The organism is Kitasatospora sp. LaBMicrA B282 (assembly GCF_050325825.1).
Taxonomy (GTDB): domain Bacteria; phylum Actinomycetota; class Actinomycetes; order Streptomycetales; family Streptomycetaceae; genus Kitasatospora.
Genome location: NZ_JBNQTI010000004.1, coordinates 85,697 through 100,465 on the forward strand (window position 1 = coordinate 85,697; position 14,769 = coordinate 100,465).

A 14,769-nucleotide genomic window follows, 5' to 3' on the forward strand; every position below is an offset into this window, starting at 1 on the left:
CAGGAGGACCCATGCTGTTCTACGTCCAGATGAAGTGGAACCACGAAGGCCGGATCTCGCTCGACGAGCTGTGGGAGGTCGAGCGGGAGGAGGCCGAGCACGCCGTCGAGACCATCAACTCCGGCTTCTGCGTCGGGATCTGGAAGGTGGCGGCGCAGAAGCGGGTGATCGCGATCATCGACTCGCCGGACGCCGAGGAACTGGACCGCACCGCCCTCGGACGGCTGCCCATGCGCGAGTACCTGGAGTTCGAGGAGGTCTGGCCGCTGCGCGACTACCTCGGCTTCGCCGAGGACGTGAAGAAGCGCTACGCCGTCTGAACCGTCCGCGCTCACCGAGAAACTCGAGCCCCCGAGCCCCCGAAGGGAAGACCATGATCCATCAGATCATCCTGGCGCACCCCAAACCCGGCCTGTCCGAGCCGGAGTTCCAGCGCTACTGGGTCGAGGAGCACGCCGTCCGGTACGCCGCCCGGATCCCGCAGATCCGCCGGTACTGCGTCGACACCCGGGTGCCGCGGCCCGGCGATCCCGCCGACCCGCTGTGGAGCGGCGCGGCCGAGATCTGGCTCACCGACGAGCAGGAGCAGCTCGCCTCGCTGCAGACGCCCGAGTTCCTGGACGGCGCCCGGCTCGACGAACCGCGCTGGGCGGCCTTCTGGCGCACCGTCGTGCTGGACACCGACGCCCACGCCGTCGTGCCCGGGACCCCCGGGGACGGCCCCACCACCAAGGCGATGATCCTGGTCAAACGCCGCGAGGGGCTGCCGCTGCGCGAGTTCCGCGAGCACAGCCTCGGCGAGCACGCGGCGCTGGCCACCAAGGTCCCGGGCCTGCGCCGCTACCTGCAGAACCACGTCCGGGACGCCGCCTACGGGGTCGGCGAGGCGGTGCTCGACGCCGCGTACCAGCTCTGGTTCGACGACGTGGTGGCCTTTGAGGCGGCCGCCCGCACCCCCGAGTACCAGGACCTGCTCGCCGACCTCGACGGCTTCACCGAACCCCGCTACCGGCACACGCTGCTGCTCCGGGAGAACTGGATCTTCGGCCGCGGCGGTCCGCGGTGAACGGCCGGCACCCGACCGACGAGGACCGCGATCTGACGGGCAACCGGGACCTGATGAACATCCAGGCCCACACGGACGGGCTGGTCCTGACGAACGACCGGCTGCCGACCCACGACCGGGCCCCCGAGCAGGAGCTGCGCGACCGCCTGGACGTCGTCGAGACCTGCACCCGGATGTGCTGGCACACCGACAAGCGCGAGTGGGACCGGCTGCGCACCGCGGTCTTCACCGACCGGGTGCTGGTCGACTACACCAGCCTCGACGGCGGCCGACCGGTCGTGACGACCGTGGACGAGCTCATCGGGGCCTGGCGCGCGCTGCTCGGTCCGCTGGCGGCGACCCAGCACCTGCTCACCAACCACCTGGTCGAGCTGCACGGGGAACACGCCGTCGCCACCGCCGACTTCCAGGCGACCCACCTGCTGGCCAACGCCCTCGGCGGCCCGCTCTGGACGCTCGGCGGGCACTACCGCTTCACCCTGCGCCGCACCCGGGCCGGCTGGCGGATCGACGGACTGACCATGACCACCACCTGGGCCGACGGCAACCGCCACATCATGGAGAGGACGAGCACCATGGGGAGGAACAGCTGATGCGCACCACCCGCCAGATCGCCACCGACTGGTTCGACGCCCTGACCGGCGGCGACTTCGAGCGAGCGCTGAGCCTGCTGGCCGACGACGTCGAGTGGATCAACTACGCGCCGGTGCCGGGCTACAACGACCGGATGCCGTGGATCGGCACCTGCCGCGGCCCCGCCGAGGTGCTGGCCAGCCTCAAGGTCTTCACCGACGTGGTGGAGGTCGGCCCAGAGCGCCTGGTCCAGCTCGTCGTCGACGGCGAGCAGGCCATGGGCGTGCTGCACGAGCGCTCGGTGGTCAGGAGGACCGGGCAGCTCTTCGACATCGAGTTCATCCAGTGGCTCACCGTCCGCGACGGGAAGATCGTGCGCTGGAAGTCGTTCACCGACCCCTCCGAGATCCTGCGCGCGATCGACGGGCAGGCGATATGACCACCGCGGGAGTGCGCACCGAGCGGGTGCGTTTCGACAGTGACGGCACCGAACTGGTCGGCACGCTGTACCGGCCCGCCCTACCGCACCCGGTCCCCGGGATCGTGGTGACCGGCTCCTGGCTCACCGTCAAGGAGCAGATGGCCGCCACCTACGCGCGGCACCTGGCCGAGGCCGGGTTCGCCGCGCTGGCCTTCGACTTCGCCGGGTTCGGCGAGTCCGGCGGGGAACCCCGGCAGCTGGAGTCGCCGGCCCGGAAGATCCGCGACATCCACCACGCCGTCGGCTTCCTCGAACGGGACGGGCAGGTCCGCCCGGACCGCCTCGGCGCCCTGGGCATCTGCGCGAGCAGCGGCTACACCGCCGTGAACGCCGCCGACGACCCGCGGGTGCGCAGCCTGGCCCTGGTCGCGCCGTGGCTGCACGACGAGGCGCTGGTCCAGGAGATCTACGGCGGCCCGGACGGGGTCCAGCGGAAGCTGGACGCCGGGCGTGCGGCCCAGCGGCGCCACGAGCACGGCGAACCCGTGCAGTACGTCCCGGCGGTCAGCACCGCCAACCCGGAGGCGGCCATGTTCGGCCTCTTCGACTACTACCTGGACCCGACCCGCGGTGCCGTGCCGACCTGGGACAACCGCTTCGCCGTGATGTCCTGGCCGCAGTGGCTGACCTTCGACCCGCACCCGGCGGCCGCCCGGATCAAGGCACCCACCCTGCTGGTGCACAGCCGGGCGGGCGCCATCCCGCAGGGCGCCGAGAAGTTCCACGCCGAGCTCACCGCGCCCCGCACCCTGGTCTGGACCGAGGGCAGCCAGTTCGACTTCTACGACCGGGACGCCACGGTCCGCGATGCCGCCGGCCGGGCCGCCCGGCACTTCACCGAGACCCTCGGCCGCCCCTGACCGCCGCCCTCGCCCGCCCGGGGTGCGGCGCGGCCCCCGCACCGCACCCCGGGCGGCACCCCGCCACGCCCACCCCGGAGCCCGCCATGCCCGCCATGCCCGCCATGCCCATCCCGCCCGACCGCGCACCCGCCGCCCCGGCCTGTGCGCACCTCGACCGGATCGACCGCTCGCTGATCGACCGCTCGTTGGTCGACTGCTCACTGATCGACCGATCGCCCGCCGACCGATCGCCCGCCACCGACGAGGCCGCCGGCTGCCAGGAGTGCGCGGCCGACGGCAGCGCCTGGGTGCACCTGCGCCGGTGCCTGACCTGCGGCCACGTCGGCTGCTGCGACTCCTCCCGGGGCCGGCACGCCAGTGCCCACCACCGGGCCACCGGCCACCCCGTCGTCGCCTCGCACCAGCCGGGCGAGGAGTGGGGCTGGTGCTACCCGGACCGGACCTTCCTCGACTTCAGCCGCCTGCTCCGCTCCTGACCGACCGAGGGAGACCCCGCGATGCCCCCGACCCCGGCCGAGGCGCCGCCCCGGCCCGTGATCCTCACCGTCGACGACGACCCGCAGGTCCTCCGCGCCATCCGCCGCGACCTGCGCGAACAGTACGCCGATCGCTACCGGATCCTCGGCGCGTCCTCGGCCGGCGAGGCCCTCGGCGTCCTCGACACCCTGGAACGGCGCGGCCACGACCCCGCGCTCTTCCTGGTCGACCAACGGATGCCGGACATGACCGGCGTCGACTTCCTGCTGGAAGCCGTCAGCCGCTTCCCGGACGCCCGGCGGGTGCTGCTCACCGCCTACGCCGAGACCGACGCCGCGATCACCGCGATCAACCGGGTGCGGCTCGACTACTACCTGATGAAGCCCTGGGACCCGCCCGCCGAACGGCTCTTCCCGGTCCTGGACGACCTGCTCTCCGACTGGCTCGCCGCCTACCGCCCGGCCTACCGGGGCATCCGGGTGATCGGTCCGACCGTCTCCGCCGGGACCCACGGGGTTCGCGACTTCCTCACCCGCAACGGCCAGCCCTTCCGCTTCCTGAACGCCGAAACCGACCCGGAGGCGCGGGAGTTGCTGACGGGCCACGGCGGTGCGGCGCTCCCCCTGGTCGTCTTCCCCGACGGCGACGTGCTCCACTCCCCCGACGCCACCGAACTCGCCGCACGGCTGGGCCTGTCCACCACCGCCTCCCGGCCGCACTACGACACGGTGATCATCGGCGCCGGCCCGGCGGGCCTGGCCGCCGGCGTGTACGCGGCCTCGGAAGGCCTCTCCACCCTGCTGCTGGACACCGGATCACCCGGCGGGCAGGCCGGCACCTCCAGCCTGATCGAGAACTACCTCGGCTTCCCGGCGGGTCTGTCCGGCGGCGACCTGGCCCGCCGCGCGGTCAGCCAGGTCGCCCGGTTCGGCGCCGAACTGCTCCACCCCGTCGAGGCGGTGGCGCTGCGCCAGGCCGGACGGGCGCGGATCGTCCGCACCGCGGACGGCACCGAGATCAGCGCCGAGACGGTCCTGCTCTGCACCGGCGTCGCCTACCACCGGCTGGACGTGCCGGGGGCCGAACGGTTCGAGGGCGCGGGCCTCTACTACGGTGCGGCCACCACCGAGAGCAGTTCCTGCACCGCCCACCACGTCTTCGTCGTCGGCGGGGCCAACTCGGCCGGGCAGGCGGCGATCCACTTCGCCAGGTACGCGGCCCGGGTCACCGTCCTGGTCCGCGGCGACTCGCTGGCGGCCGGGATGTCCCAGTACCTGGTCGACGAGATCGCCCGCACGCCCACCATCGAGGTGCGGCTGCGCACCCGGGTCCTGTCGCTGCACGGCGAGCGGCACCTGGAGCGGATCCGGCTGCTGGACGAGGCGACCGGGATGCGGAGCGAGGAGCCCGCCCGATTCGTCTTCACCTTCATCGGCGCCCGCCCCCGCACCGGCTGGCTCCGCTCGACCGTCGCCTGCGACGAGCACGGTTTCGTGCTGACCGGCCCCGACCTGCCGCACGGTGACCGGCCGGGCGACGACGAGACCACCCGCTGGCCGCTCGACCGCGACCCCTACCTGCTGGAGACCAGCCTGCCGGGCGTCTTCGCGGCCGGCGACGTGCGCGCCCACTCGGTCAAGCGGGTGGCCGCCGGCGTCGGCGAGGGCGCCATGGCGGCCACCCTCGTCCATCGCTACCGGGCCGACGGCTGACCGGCGGCCGGCCCCGGGCCCGTGACGCGGCACCACTGTCCGCGGTGATCGCTAGGGTGTCGCCCGTGATCACCGGATGAGCACGGCACCCGGTGGCCGACCACGGCATGGGAGGAGACGCGGTGCGGCGCTGGGAGCTCGTCGGTGACGGCTCGGAGAAGTTCTGGGAGGCCGCGGTCGAGGGCGCCTCGATACGCGTGCGCTACGGCCGGATCGGCACCGAGGGCCGGGTCCAGGTGAAGGAGCTGGCCTCCACGGAGGCGGCAGAGGCTCAGTTCGGCAAGCTCGTGCGGGAGAAGGAGCGCAAGGGCTACACCGAGACCGCGGGCGCAGCTGTCGCGGCCCGCCCGGCACCCGCTCCGGCACCGGCACCCTCCCCAGCACTGGCCCCGGCACCCGCTCCGGCAGCGACCCCCGCCCCGGCGCTGGCCCCGACACCCGCTGCCGAGCCCGTGCAGCTGCCGGACGAGGACACCTTCGTGTTGCCCGCCGCCTGGCTCCGGCTGGTCCCGCCGCGCCGCGGCAGCGTGACCCGCGCCGTGGTGCAGCCCGAGGCGGCCGCCGTCGCACTGGCCGAGGAGTGGATCGCCGCCGACGAGTCGTGGATCGAGCGCGCGCTGACCGCCGGCGAGACCGACCCCGCGCTGGTGCACGCGGCCCGCGCCTACCTGGCCGGCGAGCCGGACCCGCTCGGCGCCGCCGCCGTGGCCGCGCTGCTGCCGCCCGGGTGGCAGGACGGCGCCCTGGAGCAGGCGCCGTTCGCCGACGCCTGGGTGCTCCGGCACGGCCTGACCTTCGCCGCCCGCGCCGTGGTGGAGCTCCTGGAGGTGTACACCGGCCGGACGTACCGCGTGCTCGGCTACGGCACCCCGAAGCTGCGCTTCCGCACCCCGGCCGACCATCCGCACCCGGCCGTCAGCAGGGCGCCGGCGGCCCGGGTGCGGGAGCTGCTCGCCGTCGCGGACGAGCCCGCGTACCGGGAGGCCGTCGACGCGCTCGCGCAGTGCCGCAGCACGCCCCGGCGCCGGGCCGTCGCCGCCTACCTGGCCTCGGGCACCCCGGAGTGGGTCGACGAGTGCGTGGCCGAGCACGCCGGGTACGGGAACGACGGGTCACAGCTGCACTCGCTGCTGCTGCGCGCCCTGGACGACCCGGCGCAGGCGGAGCGCCTCGGTCCGACGCCGACACTGCTCTCGCGGGAATGGTCGGTCCCGCTCGTCGCCACGCTGGCCGAGCGCCTCGGCACCGGCTGCGTGCCGCTGCTCGGCGGAGCCGTCGAGCAGACCGAGGGTGCCGACCAGCTGCGCGCCATCACCGCGGCCATCGCGCAGTTCCCGACCGACGACGCCTTCCGCCTGCTGCTCGCCCGGCTGGACGACAAGTACACCAGGCCCGCGCTCCAGCAGGCCATGGAGCGCTACCCGGTGCGCGCCGCCCGCCTGCTCGCCGCGACCGCGCTGCGCGACGGCAAGCACGCCCCCGCCGCCCGGCAGTTGCTCAACGCGCACCTGGCCCGCTGGCAGTCCGTCCTGCCCGAGCTGCTGACCCGCCTCGACCCGGCGGCCACGGCCCTGATCGGCACCCTGGACGCGGCCCGCGAGCGGGCCGCCGAAGCCGCGCCGGAAGCACTGCCGCCGCTGCTGGTCGCGCCGCCGTGGACCCGCAAGCGCACCGTCCGCAAGCCGCGGGTACTGGATGGCCTGCTGCCGGACGACGCGCCGCAGCTGGAGTGGCGTGGCGGCGAACGGGAGCGGTGGGCCGCGACGGAGTCCACCGGGTGGCCCTACCCGGCCGCGACCGACTGGGCCGCCGAGGCGTCGAGGGCGCTCAGCGGCACGAACACCGGCCTCTGGATCGCGCACCGGCTGCTGATGCAGGGACCCGCCGACGTGCTCGCCCCCTGGCTGGAGAACTGGCGGCCCACCAATCTCTGGGGCGGGCAGGAGTTCCTGCGCCCGGTGGTCGCCAGGTACGGCCTGGCGGCGCTGCCGATGGCGCGGTCGGTCGCGCAGGCCAAGCCGGCCCACCTGGCTCCGCTGCTGCTCCCGTTCCGGGACGCGGCCACCGCCCGGATCATGGCTGACGGGCTGGTCCGGCTCAAGTCGCTGCAGCCGACCGCCCGTTCCTGGTTCGCCCGGCACGGGATCGCGGCCGGCCTGCTGCTGGTGCCCGACGCGGTCGGCCCGGCCGGAGCGGCCCGGCAGGCCGCCGAGCAGGCGGTGCGGCTGGTCGCGGCCGACGCGGGCGCGACGGAGTTCCGGACCGCCGTGGCCGACCGCTACGGCGCCGAGGCCGCGGAGCTCGTCGCCGAGTTGCTGGCCACCGACCCGCTGGAGAGCGCGCTGCCCGGCAGGCTGCCCGCCCTGCCCGGCTGGGTGCAGCCCGGCGCGCTGCCGCAGCTGCTGCTGAACGGCTCGGGGACGGCGCTGCCGGAGACGGCGGTGCGGCACGTGCTGACCATGCTCGCGATCTCCAAGCCCGGCGATCCCTACCCCGGCCTGGCCGTGGTCCGCGAGGTCTGCCGCGCCGAGGCGCTGGCCGGGTTCGCCTGGGCGCTGTTCGAGGAGTGGCGCCAGGCCGGGCTGCCGCCCAAGGAGAGCTGGATCCTGCACGCCCTCGGGGTGCTGGGTGACGACGAGACGGTGCGCCGGCTCACCCCCATCGTGCGCGACTGGCCGGGCCAGGGTGCGCACCGCCGGGCGGTCGAGGGCCTGGACGTGCTGGCCGGGATCGGCACCGACGTCGCCCTGCTGCACCTCAACAGCCTGGCGCAGCGGGTGAAGTTCAAGGCGCTCAAGGAACGGGCGCAGGAGAAGATCACCGAGATCGCGGACGGCCTGGGGCTGACCGCCGAGCAGTTGGCCGACCGGCTGGTCCCGGACCTGGGCCTGGACGCGGGCGGCACCACGGTGATCGACTACGGCCCGCGCCGGTTCACCGTGGGCTTCGACGAGCAGTTGCGCCCGTTCGTGCTGGACGGCGACGGCAAGCGGCGCAAGGACCTGCCCGCTCCCGGGGCGCGGGACGACCAGGAGCTGGCCCCGGCCGAGCGCAAGCGGTTCGCCGGGCTGAAGAAGGACGTCCGCACCATCGCCACCGACCAGATCCGCCGACTCGAAGCCGCGATGGTGGCCCAACGGGCTTGGACGGCAGGTGAGTTCCGGGAGCTGTTGGTGCAGCACCCGCTGCTCGGCCACCTGGTGCACCGCCTGGTCTGGCTCGCCGAGGACACCGGGGGCGCCGAGGGCGTGACCGCCTTCCGGGTCGCCGAGGACCGCACCTTCGCCGACGTCCACGACGACGCCTTCACCCTCCCCGACGGCGCCACCGTCCGCCTCGCCCACCCCCTCCTGCTGGGCGAGACCCTGCCCGCCTGGTCAGAGCTCTTCGCCGACTACCAGATCCTCCAGCCCTTCGCCCAACTCGGCCGCCCGGTCCACCGGCCGACCCCCGAGGAGGCCGCCGACCACCGCCTGCGCCGCTTCGAGGAGCACGTCGTCCCGGTGGGCCGACTGCTCGCCCTGACCAAGCGCGGCTGGGAACGCGGAGCCCCGCAGGACGCCGGCATCGAGCGCTGGTTCTCCAAGCCGCTCGGCGACGGGGGCCACCTGGTCATCGCGCTCGAGGACGGCCTCTGGGTCGGCAACCTCGAGGAGTCCGCCCACCAGTTCTTCCGGACCGTCTGGCTCGACCGATCACCGGGCGACTACTGGCCCGCCGCGGCCGACCGCTACCCGCTGCGCTTCGGCGACCTGGACCCGGTCACCGCCTCCGAACTGCTCGCCGACCTGGCGGAGGTCACCGCCGAGTGACGGACCGGCCGGCGGCGCTCCCCGGTGAGCGCCGCCGGCCGGGGCCCTACCCGACCGTCAGATGAAAACGGGTTTCATTTCGTATAGAGTCGCGGGCATCGATCCGAGGAGGACCGCATGGCCCGCAACGAACTGCGCCCGATCATCAAACTCCTCCCCCAGCCTCCGGCCGGGGGTGCCCCCATGACCGCCGGCACCGGCTACACCTACGTCACCCGCAAGAACCGCCGCAACGACCCCGACCGCCTGGTGCTGCGCAAGTACGACCCGGTGCTCCGCCGCCACGTCGAGTTCCGCGAAGAGCGCTGACCACCACCGAGCCGAAGGAGCAACCGCCGTGAAGCCCGGCATCCACCCCGACTACCGCCCCGTCGTCTTCCGCGACCGGGCCGGTGGCCTCGCCTTCCTCACCAGGTCGACCGCCACCAGCGCCAAGACCATCGAGTGGGAGGACGGCAACACCTACCCCGTCATCGACGTCGAGGTCTCCTCCGCCAGCCACCCCTTCTACACCGGCAAGTCCCGGGTGGTCGACGTCGCCGGCCGCGTCGAACGCTTCAACCGCCGCTACGGCACCCGCAGCTGACACCGCACGCCCGGGCCCGGTTCGGGACGGCTGACCCTGGGTCAGTCGTGCCGGCCGGACACCGCGCGATCTCGAAGAGCCGTGCGCCCCGCCCGCCCGCGAATCAGCGGCCGGCGAGGCGGGCGACGATCGGCGCCATCTCGTCCACCGCGGATTCCGGAATCGTGATCCGCGATGCCCCCCAGCGCTCGCGACGGGCGAGCAGAAGCTCGGCCACGTGCTCGGGGGTCCCGATGAGAAGGCTGGGGATGGCGTCGATCTGGTCCTCGCGGACTCCTCGGGCGGCGCTCAGCGCGGTCAGCACCGCCCTGGGGCGCGGCAGCACCCGGCATTCATGGATGGCGACGTCGATCTCGGGCACGGCGGACCGTCCGGCCGCGGCGGTGCGCGCCCAGCGCACCCGGTCGTCGATCTCCGCGTCCCAGTAGGAGGACCGGCGGCCATCGGCGCGGGTGGTCGGCGCGATGCTCACCGTGTCCGCCCGCTGCGCCGCGAACTCGATCAACCGACGCCGCGAGCCACCGATCAGCAGCGGGATCGGCTGTACCGGTGCGGGCACGCACCGCACGTCGGACACCGAGAAGTACGGCCCGTCATGGCTGACCGTACCGCCGGCGAGGAGCTCGCGGACGAGTTCGACGTACTCCGCGAACCGCTCGAAGCGCAGCGCGCGACTGCCGAACGGTGTCCCGGTCCGGGTGTAGTCGCTCATCAACCAGCCGGCACCGAGCCCAACCTCGGCCCGGCCGCCGCTCAGGATGTCCAGGGTCGCGAACTCCTTCGCCAGGACGACGGGGCTGCGCAGGTCATGGCACATGACGTAGGTGCCGACCCGAAGCGTGGTGGTGACGGCGGCGGCCGCGGCCAGCGCCGTGAACGGCGCCATCTCCTGCTGGACGTGATCGGTGACCGCCAGCAGGTCGTAGCCCAGATCCTCGGCCTTGCGCGCCAGCTCCGACCACTCGTCCGCGTTCTTGACGCCGCCCGTTGCGACACAGAACCGGAACGGGGCGCGGCTGTTCTCACCGGACACCAGGGCGACTTCCTTGGTCACGCGCTGCCCGGAGTGAGCCCGGGCAGCTCCGCGAGGGTGACACCGAACTTGCGGAGGACCTCGACCTCTTGCGGGAGGTAGCTCGCCGGAAAGCGGATACTGCGCATGAGCTGAAAGCGCAGCTCCTCGCGTTCGAATTCGTCGGGGGGCTGGTTCAGGGTGCGCAGATGATCCACGCGAGCCAGGAAGTACGCAAGGTAGCGGTCGATCTGCACCTGGTCATCGCGTGACGCACTCCAGAAAATGCCGTACTTGCGACGCTTGAGCGAGCCGTCCGTCGGTGTCCCCCGGTGCATCAGCCGTCCGTCGAAGACGATGAGGTCGCCCGCCCTCGAGTCGACCGAGACAATGTCGGGATAGCTGCGTGCGAGCTCGTCGTCATCCGGAAACGGACCGCCGGCCGCCCAGCCGTGCGACCCGGGTCGGACGTCCAGTCCTCCCCCGGCTCCGGGGACGTTGTCCTGGAGATAGACGATGCACTGCAGATGCCGGAAGTCCGGGCTGTACAGATGGCTCGCGTCGGGGATGAACCTCGGCGAGAATCCGTTGTCGACGTGCCACTCCGTGAAACGGTTGAGCCGCGCGACGTAATTCGGGTAGTACGCAAGGGTTCCACCGAGCCACCCGCTGAGCGCCGCCACCACGCGCTCGTCGAAGATGAAGCCCAACTCGGGCATCCGCAGCAGCTCCGTGGCCTCGATCTCGCACTCCGCGTCGGCATCGGGCAGCAGGTGGGCGTCGCAGACCGCGCGGGCTCGCGCCACCTCCTCGGCCGACAGGACGTCACGGATCAGGGCGTAGCCGTCCCGCGCCAGCACCGGGATCACGCGATCCGCGCTGTCGAGCGTGAGGTTCGAGCTGCTCATCGGTGGCCTCTTTCGATTGTTGCTCCGTCGCCGCGTCGCAGCCGGGCGTGGCGCCCCGTGGCGGTGCCACCGGTACCGGCTTAGCCAGCGTTTCCACCACGGCCTGGTCTGTCAACGTTCACCGGAACGACGGAACAAACCGGTTCGCGACCGTGAAACGGTTTCGGGAACCGACCTTTCCGGCGGTGTCACGGAGTGCTATCTTGCAGCCTCCTTGATGTTTTGATGATCAGTCAGGGCAGCTGTTCCGGAACGCCCGTGCGGACCCCGGCCCGTGTTCGACCGCGGAACGTTTCCGGTTGAACGCCATCACTGACGGCGGCTCGGCAAACCGACGGCCGCCGGGCCGAGTTCGTGCGCGCCCGCGCCCGTGCCCGCGTCCGCGCCCGAGGAGAGAGAGCAGGTCATGGCCGAATCACCGATCAATGAGGAGATCGTGGCGGCACTCGCGCGGATTCTGCGCAAGGTCCTCAGCCATCTTCCCGACGGTCACCAGCTCACGGCCGACGACCGGCTGGAGGATCTGGGGGTGACCTCGTTCCAGCTGATGCAGCTCATCGCCGCGGCCGAGCAGGAGTTCGACATCGAATTCCCGGACTCCGCACTCTCCTTGGCGACGTTCGAGTCGGTCGGCTCGGTGGCGCTCGTCGTCGACGCACTGGCGACCGGGCGAGCGGAGCCGCCGACTCCATGACCGGCAGCCCGCGGGTCCACCTCTCCGATTTCCGCGTCGCGCTGGGGGAGGTCGTCGCGCTCGACGACCTGGGCGACGCCGACGTCATGGCCAACCGCGACGCCCTGCGCGACTCCGGAGCCACCGGCGCAGCTGTGTACAAGGGGCAATCGGTGGAGCTGGCAGTCGAGTTGCTGCGTCCCGTCGCGGATCGGCCCAAGGACGTCAGCGGCATCGTCTACGCCACCGAGGAGGTCCGGGGCACCGCGGCCTCCGTCGTGCTCAACACACTCCTGCACTCCGGCGGCCACGACCGGACACCGGCCTTCGTCGTGACCGGCAACGGCTGTGCGAACCTGGGATCCGCGATCATCAGTGCGACCGGGACGTGCCGCGAGGCCGGTCCGGTCCTCGTCGTCACCGCCGACGTGGCCGGGCCGGACAGCCGGGTGCTGACCGACAGCATGAGCATCCTCGGCGATGCCGCCGGCGCCTGCACCGTCACGCACGGACCGCCACCGGGGCCGAGCTTCGAGCTGGTCGCCCTGCGCACGGCGATGCGCGCCGCCCCGCCGGGGCCGCAACCGGGCATAGCAGGCCTGCGAGCCAGCGTCGACGGTGTCGGTGCGGCCACCCGGGCCGCGCTGTCGGCTGCGGGTTGGAGGGCGGGCGAGGTGGCGGGCATGGTGGTCGGCGCGTACTCGACGGGTACCCGCCGGTTCCTGGCCCACGCCTCGGGCGTGCCGCACCAGATCGTGCCCGGGATCGAAGCGGGTCACTGCTTCACCGCCGACGTCATCCGCGCGCTGGCGGACCTGGTCGAGCAGCGGACCCTGCCGGACGGCGCGCCGGTGCTCGCGCTCACCTCCGGCCGCTACTCGTGGTCGGTGCTGGCCCTGCGCTACCGCGCCCGCTGACGGACCCCGGTCACGGTCCGGGCCGCCCGCCGCCCCGGGTCAAGGGGCCGAAGGTGGCGGCCGGAACACCGGGTGTGGGCACGTCGACGGCGAAGACGTCGCCGCAGCCGTCAGCGGCGTCGGCCGCCCGCCCGTACCCGGCCGTGGTGATGAACAGTCGGGTGCCCGCGGGTCCGCCCAGACACGGAGCGGTCACCTGGGGCGCCGGTACCGCCACGACGGCCTTCAGGACACCGGCGGGGGTGAACTGCCGGACTTCACCGCAGCCCCAGACCGCCACCCAGAGGTTGCCCTCGACGTCGACGGTCATACCGTCGGGACCACCGGCGTCGAACGTCACGAACGGGGACCGCTCGCCGAGCGCCCCGGTCACCGGGTCGACGGGGAAGCGGTCGACGACCCGGCGGTCGCTGTCGGCCAGGTACAGCAGCCTTCCGTCGGGGCTGAAGGCCGGGCCGTTGGGCGTGGTGATCCCGTCCAGGACCTGGGTGACGGCACCGTCGGTGTCGACGCGGAACAGGGCCCCCGCACCGGGGGTGGTGTCCCAGGCCGTACAGCCCGCCCAGAAGCGGCCGAACGGATCGCAGACCCCGTCGTTCATGCGTCGGGGTGCGACTCCTCCCCTGGCCGGGCGGGCCAGCCAGTCGAGCCCGCCCGAGCGGTCGAGCAGGGCGAAGCCGCGACCGGCGGCGACGATCCAGCTGCCCGCCGCCCCGGCGACGGGCGCGACCGCGCCCAGCGGCACCGACAGGCGGTGCAGCTGGCGCAGCGGGCCCGGTCGATCTCCGTCGGTCTCGTGGAGGGCGCCGGCCAGGATGTCCACCAGGACGAGCCGTCCGTCGATCCACCGCGGGCCCTCGCCGACCTCGAGCCGCGCAGCGCACCAACGGACGGCGACGTCCTTCTTCACCGGGTCGCTCCCGCCGTGCCGCTCAAGGAGCGATCTCGACGCTGCCGTCCTGGCGGTACCAGGTGTCGGACCGGTAGGAGCCGAAGCTGAGGCTGCGGATCGCCAGGCGCTCCCCCTCGGTGACGATGCCGGCGTGGTGCAGGATGTCGCTGTCGAACAGGATGAGCGTGCCCGCCTCGCCCAGCACCGGAACGCCCCGGCCGACCAGCCCTTCGGGCAGCTGCCGGACGCCCTCGTCCGTCGGCACGATGCGCCGCCGCCGGTTCTCCCGCTGCTGCTCGCGGGCCACGAGGTGCGAACCCGGCAGGCAGTGGAACGGGCCGTTCGCAGCACCGACATCCGTCAGGTAGACGAACGACTTGAGGTGCCGCATCTTGTCGTAGTGCAGCTGCTGCACGTGCGTGGTGCTGCCGACGACGTCGAGGATCCCGTAGATGGTCCGGCTGAAGATGTAGCCCTCGCCGAAGAACGCGCCCACCACGGCCTCCAGTTCAGGGCGGGCGAAGGCCGAGGAGATGACCGGGAAGTCGGCTGGGTCGACGTCGCCGCGTTCCATCCGGACGGACTGGCCGACCGAGTAGTCCTCGTGATGCGCCCAGGACGGCGTCCGCTCGAACAGTTCGCGACACTCGCCGGTCGCCTCGGCGATGGCAGCGGCGTCCAGGTAGCCGGGAACCAGCACCACGCCGTCCGCCTCCAGCCGTTCGATGACGGCGGGAACGTCCTTGATCTCAGCCGATCGGACCTCACGCGTTGGGTGAGACATCATCATCACTCCC

Annotated in this window: 16 protein-coding genes; 12 read left to right on the plus strand and 4 right to left on the minus strand. The window is 72.9% G+C overall.

The window, feature by feature from the left end; translation table 11 throughout:
* The first annotated feature begins 11 nt into the window (after positions 1–11).
* The 10 genes from ACQRUO_RS02255 (at position 12) to ACQRUO_RS02300 (ending at position 9,570) form a co-directional block, all read left to right on the plus strand.
* Positions 12–320, plus strand: coding sequence for a muconolactone Delta-isomerase (locus ACQRUO_RS02255; protein ID WP_428313947.1), 309 nt, complete (start codon positions 12–14; stop codon positions 318–320).
* A gap of 53 nt (positions 321–373) precedes the next feature.
* Positions 374–1,066 (plus strand): EthD family reductase, encoded by a 693-nt coding sequence (locus ACQRUO_RS02260; RefSeq protein ID WP_428313948.1) that lies wholly within the window; start codon positions 374–376, stop codon positions 1,064–1,066.
* Positions 1,063–1,659 carry a nuclear transport factor 2 family protein gene (locus ACQRUO_RS02265; protein WP_428313949.1) on the plus strand — a complete coding sequence of 199 codons (597 nt, stop codon included), beginning with the start codon at positions 1,063–1,065 and terminating at the stop codon, positions 1,657–1,659. The genes ACQRUO_RS02260 and ACQRUO_RS02265 overlap by 4 nt, the downstream gene beginning before the upstream one ends.
* Positions 1,659–2,078, plus strand: coding sequence for a nuclear transport factor 2 family protein (locus ACQRUO_RS02270; protein WP_428313950.1), 420 nt, complete (start codon positions 1,659–1,661; stop codon positions 2,076–2,078). The genes ACQRUO_RS02265 and ACQRUO_RS02270 overlap by 1 nt, the downstream gene beginning before the upstream one ends.
* The gene (locus ACQRUO_RS02275; RefSeq protein ID WP_428313951.1) at positions 2,075–2,980 is read left to right on the plus strand and encodes an alpha/beta hydrolase; all 906 of its coding nucleotides are present in this window, start codon (positions 2,075–2,077) and stop codon (positions 2,978–2,980) included. The genes ACQRUO_RS02270 and ACQRUO_RS02275 overlap by 4 nt, the downstream gene beginning before the upstream one ends.
* Before the next feature lie 203 nt (positions 2,981–3,183).
* Positions 3,184–3,459, plus strand: coding sequence for a UBP-type zinc finger domain-containing protein (locus ACQRUO_RS02280; protein WP_428313994.1), 276 nt, complete (start codon positions 3,184–3,186; stop codon positions 3,457–3,459).
* A 21-nt stretch (positions 3,460–3,480) separates the two neighbouring features.
* Positions 3,481–5,172 carry an FAD-dependent oxidoreductase gene (locus tag ACQRUO_RS02285; protein WP_428313952.1) on the plus strand — a complete coding sequence of 564 codons (1,692 nt, stop codon included), beginning with the start codon at positions 3,481–3,483 and terminating at the stop codon, positions 5,170–5,172.
* 122 nt (positions 5,173–5,294) lie between these two features.
* The gene (locus ACQRUO_RS02290) at positions 5,295–8,984 is read left to right on the plus strand and encodes a DUF4132 domain-containing protein (protein ID WP_428313953.1); all 3,690 of its coding nucleotides are present in this window, start codon (positions 5,295–5,297) and stop codon (positions 8,982–8,984) included.
* Positions 8,985–9,101: 117 nt separating this feature from the next.
* A complete protein-coding gene (rpmG, locus tag ACQRUO_RS02295; RefSeq protein ID WP_428313954.1) occupies positions 9,102–9,293 on the plus strand; it encodes a 50S ribosomal protein L33 in 192 nt (63 codons plus the stop codon).
* A gap of 28 nt (positions 9,294–9,321) precedes the next feature.
* Complete coding sequence (locus ACQRUO_RS02300; RefSeq protein ID WP_428313955.1) at positions 9,322–9,570, plus strand: type B 50S ribosomal protein L31; 249 nt, start codon at positions 9,322–9,324, stop codon at positions 9,568–9,570.
* Between the two features lie 103 nt (positions 9,571–9,673).
* Here ACQRUO_RS02300 and ACQRUO_RS02305 read toward each other — a convergent pair whose 3' ends face one another.
* Both ACQRUO_RS02305 and ACQRUO_RS02310 read right to left on the minus strand, forming a co-directional pair.
* Positions 9,674–10,603: a TIGR03621 family F420-dependent LLM class oxidoreductase gene (locus tag ACQRUO_RS02305; RefSeq protein WP_428313956.1), complete on the minus strand. Its 930-nt coding sequence runs from the start codon at positions 10,601–10,603 to the stop codon at positions 9,674–9,676.
* Positions 10,604–10,620: 17 nt separating this feature from the next.
* A complete protein-coding gene (locus ACQRUO_RS02310) occupies positions 10,621–11,490 on the minus strand; it encodes a phytanoyl-CoA dioxygenase family protein (protein WP_428313957.1) in 870 nt (289 codons plus the stop codon).
* Positions 11,491–11,896: 406 nt separating this feature from the next.
* On the opposite strand from ACQRUO_RS02310, the gene ACQRUO_RS02315 reads away from it, so the two are divergent.
* Complete coding sequence (locus ACQRUO_RS02315; RefSeq protein WP_428313958.1) at positions 11,897–12,184, plus strand: phosphopantetheine-binding protein; 288 nt, start codon at positions 11,897–11,899, stop codon at positions 12,182–12,184.
* The gene (locus ACQRUO_RS02320; RefSeq protein WP_428313959.1) at positions 12,181–13,080 is read left to right on the plus strand and encodes a hypothetical protein; all 900 of its coding nucleotides are present in this window, start codon (positions 12,181–12,183) and stop codon (positions 13,078–13,080) included. The genes ACQRUO_RS02315 and ACQRUO_RS02320 overlap by 4 nt, the downstream gene beginning before the upstream one ends.
* 10 nt (positions 13,081–13,090) lie before the next feature.
* On the opposite strand, the gene ACQRUO_RS02325 is transcribed toward ACQRUO_RS02320, so the two are convergent.
* Both ACQRUO_RS02325 and ACQRUO_RS02330 read right to left on the minus strand, forming a co-directional pair.
* Positions 13,091–13,990, minus strand: coding sequence for an SMP-30/gluconolactonase/LRE family protein (locus tag ACQRUO_RS02325; protein ID WP_428313960.1), 900 nt, complete (start codon positions 13,988–13,990; stop codon positions 13,091–13,093).
* Positions 13,991–14,012: 22 nt separating this feature from the next.
* A complete protein-coding gene (locus ACQRUO_RS02330; protein ID WP_428313961.1) occupies positions 14,013–14,756 on the minus strand; it encodes a phytanoyl-CoA dioxygenase family protein in 744 nt (247 codons plus the stop codon).
* Between the last annotated feature and the right edge of the window lie 13 nt (positions 14,757–14,769).

Excerpts from the sequence above, each read along its gene's own strand:
- ACQRUO_RS02255 (WP_428313947.1), top strand. The coding sequence starts at position 12 with ATGCTGTTCTACGTCCAGATGAAGTGGAACCACGAAGGCCGGATCTCG.
- ACQRUO_RS02260 (WP_428313948.1), top strand. The coding sequence starts at position 374 with ATGATCCATCAGATCATCCTGGCGCACCCCAAACCCGGCCTGTCCGAG.
- ACQRUO_RS02270 (WP_428313950.1), top strand. The coding sequence starts at position 1,659 with ATGCGCACCACCCGCCAGATCGCCACCGACTGGTTCGACGCCCTGACC.
- ACQRUO_RS02275 (WP_428313951.1), top strand. The coding sequence starts at position 2,075 with ATGACCACCGCGGGAGTGCGCACCGAGCGGGTGCGTTTCGACAGTGAC.
- ACQRUO_RS02285 (WP_428313952.1), top strand. The coding sequence starts at position 3,481 with ATGCCCCCGACCCCGGCCGAGGCGCCGCCCCGGCCCGTGATCCTCACC.
- rpmG (WP_428313954.1), top strand. The coding sequence starts at position 9,102 with ATGGCCCGCAACGAACTGCGCCCGATCATCAAACTCCTCCCCCAGCCT.
- ACQRUO_RS02310 (WP_428313957.1), bottom strand. The coding sequence starts at position 11,490 with ATGAGCAGCTCGAACCTCACGCTCGACAGCGCGGATCGCGTGATCCCG.
- ACQRUO_RS02315 (WP_428313958.1), top strand. The coding sequence starts at position 11,897 with ATGGCCGAATCACCGATCAATGAGGAGATCGTGGCGGCACTCGCGCGG.
- ACQRUO_RS02320 (WP_428313959.1), top strand. The coding sequence starts at position 12,181 with ATGACCGGCAGCCCGCGGGTCCACCTCTCCGATTTCCGCGTCGCGCTG.
- ACQRUO_RS02330 (WP_428313961.1), bottom strand. The coding sequence starts at position 14,756 with ATGTCTCACCCAACGCGTGAGGTCCGATCGGCTGAGATCAAGGACGTT.